At 29.9% G+C, this 5,027-nt stretch carries 5 protein-coding genes; 1 reads left to right on the top strand and 4 read right to left on the bottom strand.

What is annotated here, in order from left to right; all coding sequences use genetic code 11:
• Positions 1-533, bottom strand: a 533-nt coding sequence (locus KQI16_RS10755; protein WP_216434324.1) for a LysR family transcriptional regulator, incomplete at its 3' end; no start/stop codon positions are given.
• Between the two features lie 120 nt (positions 534-653).
• Here KQI16_RS10755 and KQI16_RS10750 point away from each other — a divergent pair.
• Positions 654-1,847, top strand: coding sequence for a coenzyme F420-0:L-glutamate ligase (locus tag KQI16_RS10750; RefSeq protein WP_216434322.1), 1,194 nt, complete (start codon positions 654-656; stop codon positions 1,845-1,847).
• A gap of 268 nt (positions 1,848-2,115) precedes the next feature.
• Here the strand turns inward: KQI16_RS10750 and KQI16_RS10745 are convergent, their stop codons facing one another.
• From KQI16_RS10745 to KQI16_RS10735, 3 genes are all read right to left on the bottom strand, one after another.
• Positions 2,116-2,880, bottom strand: a complete 765-nt coding sequence (locus KQI16_RS10745; protein ID WP_216434320.1) for a MurR/RpiR family transcriptional regulator — start codon at positions 2,878-2,880, stop codon at positions 2,116-2,118.
• Positions 2,881-3,003: 123 nt separating this feature from the next.
• On the bottom strand, positions 3,004-4,329 hold the full coding sequence (locus KQI16_RS10740; protein WP_216434318.1) for a 6-phospho-alpha-glucosidase: 1,326 nt from the start codon (positions 4,327-4,329) through the stop codon (positions 3,004-3,006).
• Positions 4,330-4,354: 25 nt separating this feature from the next.
• The coding region (locus KQI16_RS10735; protein WP_216434316.1) for a glucose PTS transporter subunit EIIB at positions 4,355-5,027 on the bottom strand (673 nt) is incomplete at its 5' end.

Here is a 5,027-nt window from a genome sequence, read left to right as displayed (position 1 = left end):
TAAAATTCATGATATTTTTGTTTGTGGAAAAAAATATAAAGAAAAAATAAAGGCTTTTTATCTATACTTTCATCTTCTAATGGAAAATTACATATTGCAATATCTATTTCTCCCGCTTTTAATATAGAACATAATTCTAAAGTTGTACCATTAATTATTTTAAACATTATATTAGGATATTTAATATGAAACATTTCTAAATAAGGAAGTAAAAAATATCTTGAAATGGTATCTCCAACTCCTATTTTTAATTCTCCCACAGATAAATTTTTAAATTCTAAAATTTTTTCTTCTCCTGAATTAATTAACATCATAGCTGAATTTACATAATCATATAGTGCTTTACCTTCCGCAGTTAAAGAAACTCCCTTAGTTGTTCTATTAAACAATCTTGTATCTAATTCTGTCTCTAATTGTATAATAGATTGACTAATAGCTGGCTGAGTCATATATAATTCTTTTGCTGCCCTTGAAAAACTTTTGCTTTTAGAAACCTGCCAAAATATTTTATACAAATCTAATTTACCTATCATATAATTTCTCCTTATACCTTTTATATGATTTATTTATTTTACTTATAACATAATTATAGTGTATATTATAAATGTAAACTAGAAAATATAAAAACAAATTAAAAGTTAGGAGAGATTGTTTTGGAAAGAGTTGTTGGAACAGTTATTAGAGGACTTCGCTGCCCTATAATTAAACAAGGAGATAACATCGAAGAAATCGTTGTCGAAAGTGTTCTTAAGGCTTCTGAAGCTGAAGGGTTCACAATTATGGACAGAGATATAGTGACTATAACTGAATCTATAGTTGCTCGTGCACAAGGAAATTATGCAACTGTTGACAATATTGCCACAGACATAAAAGCAAAATTTGCTGAAGATACCATTGGAGTTATTTTCCCAATTTTAAGTCGTAATAGATTTGCAATAAATCTTCGTGGAATTGCAAAGGGAGCTTCAAAAAAGATAGTTTTAATGCTTAGCTACCCTTCTGATGAAGTTGGTAACCATTTAGTTGATATTGATCTTCTTGATGAAAAGGGAGTAAATCCTTGGAGCGATGTTTTAACTGAAGAAAAGTTCCGTGAATTATTTGGATATAACAAACATCAGTTTACTGGTGTTGACTATATAGAATATTATAAATCGTTGGTTGAAGAATGTGGTAAAGAGTGTGAAATTATATTCTCAAATAATCCTAAAACAATTTTAGAATACACAAAAAGCGTTCTTACTTGTGATATACATACAAGATTTAGAACCAAAAGAATTTTAAAGGCTAATGGAGCAGAAAAAGTTTATAGTCTTGACGATATATTAACATCATCAATTGATGGAAGCGGATATAATGAAAAGTATGGTTTATTAGGTTCAAATAAATCAACTGAAGATACTATTAAGTTATTCCCTAGAAACTGTCAGCCTGTTGTAGATAAAATCCAAGCAATTCTTAAAGAAAAAACAGGTAAAGATGTTGAAGTTATGATTTATGGAGATGGAGCTTTTAAAGATCCTGTAGGTAAGATATGGGAACTTGCTGACCCTGTAGTATCTCCTGCCTATACTAAAGGTCTTGAAGGTACCCCAAATGAAGTGAAATTAAAATACTTAGCAGATAATGAATTTGCAGATCTTAAAGGTGAAGAATTAAAGAAAGCTATTTCTGAATATATACAGAATAAAGAGTCAAACCTAGTTGGAAATATGGTTTCTCAAGGAACTACTCCAAGAAGACTTACAGACTTAATAGGTTCTTTATCAGACTTAACTTCAGGAAGTGGAGATAAAGGAACACCTGTTATATATATTCAAGGTTACTTTGATAATTATACAAAATAGATACTAAAGGCATTGCAAACTTTCATTTGTAATGCCTTTTTAATTTTAAGTTTTACTTATTAAAATATATATCCTTTTCAACATTATTTTCCATTAACTTTATCTCCTCTTATAAATATTTCTTTATTAGTACAATACTAACTACCGTATCATTCAGCTTTTTTTTACATTAATTCATATTTATGTAAATAGAATTTCAAAGTTTATATTAAAATCTTTAAAATTAATACCAAACATAAACACTAATTTTTTATATAATAATAGATAGTTATTTCTCAGTTTCCTTTGTCTTTAAAAACGCAACATATTCCCTAAATAATATTTCTATTGCTATTGAAAATAAGACCATTGACTCATAATCATTTCCATTTCCTAAATTTATTATAGATGTTGATACATAAATATTATATTTTGTTCTTATTGCTACTTCATTATTGTTTATCTTAGTTATTGCTATATATTTTATTCCCTTGAAATTTAATTCTTTAACTAAATCAATTAAATATTCTCTACTTCCTGATAAGGTTATTATTATAATAAGATCCTTAGGTGTAAAACTTGGAGATAACATTTTTAATTCTGTATCACCTTCAATTTCATAAAAGCACTTTTGAAGGGATAAAAATTCTCTTTTAATTTCTCTTGCTACGGAAGCTTGGGCGATTCCTGTTCCATAAACAAATACTCTTTCAGCATTATAAATAAGCTTACAGATTTCTGTAAAATCCTTCTGCTGCATACTTTTTAAGGTTTCTTCAATATCACAATAGAACTTTTCAACTGGTTTGCTTTCAATCTTCTTTTTACCTTCAATATCCCATTTCAAGAATGCTTTAAATTCACTATATCCCCTAAAGCCAATCTTTTGTGCAAACCTTAGTATTGTAGTTCTCGATACATTACATTTAGAGGCTAAATCATTGATTTTTAAATCTAAACATTCTTTTTTATTATTCATTATATATTTTAAAATATATAAATCACTGTCAGTTAATTTCAAATAGTTATTATTTATTAACTTATCTAGTTTCATGTTGCACCTCCAAGAATATATAATGTATTATACCACATAAAAGGATTATTTTTCCAAAAAAGAACCTATATTAATGCTTATACATTTACATAGGTTCTTTCATTATAGTTTATTTATTTAATATTATTTTAATACCGGCCAATATCCCTTATTTGCTTCAATTAAGTCATCTAAAATCTCCTTTGCAACTTTTGCACTTGGAACTGTCTTAGATAAAGTTAAAGCCTGCCATAATTTTTGGTAGGATCCTTCTTCCCAAGCTTCAACAACTAACTTTTCTACAGCTACCTGCTGCTCCATTAACCCCTTTTGGAATCTTGGAATTTCTCCAATTGAAAGGGGCTCTGGACCATTTGAACCAACTAAGCAAGGAATCTCTACCATGGCTGTTGGATCGAAGTTTACTATGGCACCCTTATTTTCAACTATTAATAACATTCTTTCTTTAGTATTATAGGCAATAGCCCTTGCTAAATCTACTATATAAGAAGCATGCTCATCTATATGAAGGGCAACCCCTTTTGTATTACCTTGTTCAATAACTTTTTTGCATTCTCCAAAAACAAATTTTTCCCTTCCATCCATAACTTCATTTGCTCTTGTATATTCTTTATTTGAATGTTCAACTACATAATCTGGAAATAAATAATATTTAAGATATGTGTTTGGCAAATGAGTTGGATCAACTGCTAGTACATCTTTTGCTTTAGCAAAAGTATCACTCCAGCTGGCATCTACATGTTGATATTCTTCAACATCAACATTATAGCCATATTTAAAAACATGCTCCTTAATCTTTGGCATTAGATCATTTCCTTCTTTATCAGTAATGCTTGACCACCATCCAAAATGATTTAAACCATAATACCTAACAATCATATCTTTTCTTGAAGATAATCCTGCTATTTTTGCCATATGCCCTTCTATTCCTATAGGCATATCACAGATATTTAATATCTTTGAATATGGTCTTAATTTTCTTGTTGCTTCAGCTACTATAGCCGCAGGATTAGAGTAGTTTAACATCCATGCATTTGGTGAATATTTCTCCATATAATCAATTAACTCTAATATTCCCCCAATGGATCTCATTCCATAGGCTATTCCTCCAGGCCCACAGGTTTCTTGTCCAACAACATTATACTTTAGAGGAATCTTTTCATCTAATTCTCTCATAGCATATTTGCCCACTCTTATATGGGCCATTACAAAATCTACATCTGTAAAGGCTTCTTCTGGATCTGTTGTAGATTTAAACTCTATTTCAGGAGCTCTTTCCTTTAATAAAATTTCACAAGCCTTAGCTATTATATCTTGTCTTTCTCCATCATTATCATAAAATTTTAACTTTCTAATAGGAAATCTTTCTAAGTTTTCTAAAAGCATTAAGACAATACCTGGCGTAAATGTACTGCCTCCACCTGCAATAACTACTGAAAATTTTTTCATATGAATCTCCTCCATTTATATATATTTATAAAAGGTTTTCAAACCTCTCTCTAATTTGAGGAACTGATAAACCTACTATAACTTGTATAGCTTTTCCCTTGTGTACTAATCCATGGGCTCCTGCTTCTTTAAACTCCTCAGCTGGAGCAACTAATGATTCATCTTTAACTGTCACTCTAAGTCTAGTTGCGCAATTTGTTACATCAGCAATATTTTCCTTACCACCAAGGAGCTCTAAAAATCTTCTGGCCTTTATATCTCTTCCGTCTTCCTTTGATGCTGCTTCCTTTGTTGAAGCTGCTTCCTTCATTGCTTTATAATCTGCTTTTCTATAAAGTTTTGTTTTTTCAGAGTCTCCCTCCCTACCAGGAGTTTTAAAATCAAATTTTAAAATTAAATATCTAAATACTATAAACCAAATACCTGTAAAAATTAAACCTATTATTATTTGTGTTATATAAGTTCCTGAATGATATTTAAATAATGGAATCCAGTTCTTTGCTACCCAGTCTATTAAACCTCCTCCAAAATCTCCTACTACACCAAAAGCATAAGATGTTGCAGCAAGGGTAGCTGCTAAGACAGAGTGAACAACAAACAATACTGGAGCAACAAACAAGAATGTAAATTCAAGAGGTTCTGTTATACCTGCAAATACAGCTGTTAATGTTGCTGGAATTAGCAGTCCGGCTACAGTT

This window comes from Caproiciproducens sp. MSJ-32 (assembly GCF_018918055.1).
GTDB lineage: Bacteria > Bacillota > Clostridia > Clostridiales > Clostridiaceae > Clostridium.
Note: the sequence above shows the minus strand (reverse complement) of the source record. Positions and strands in the feature narration are given on the sequence as shown.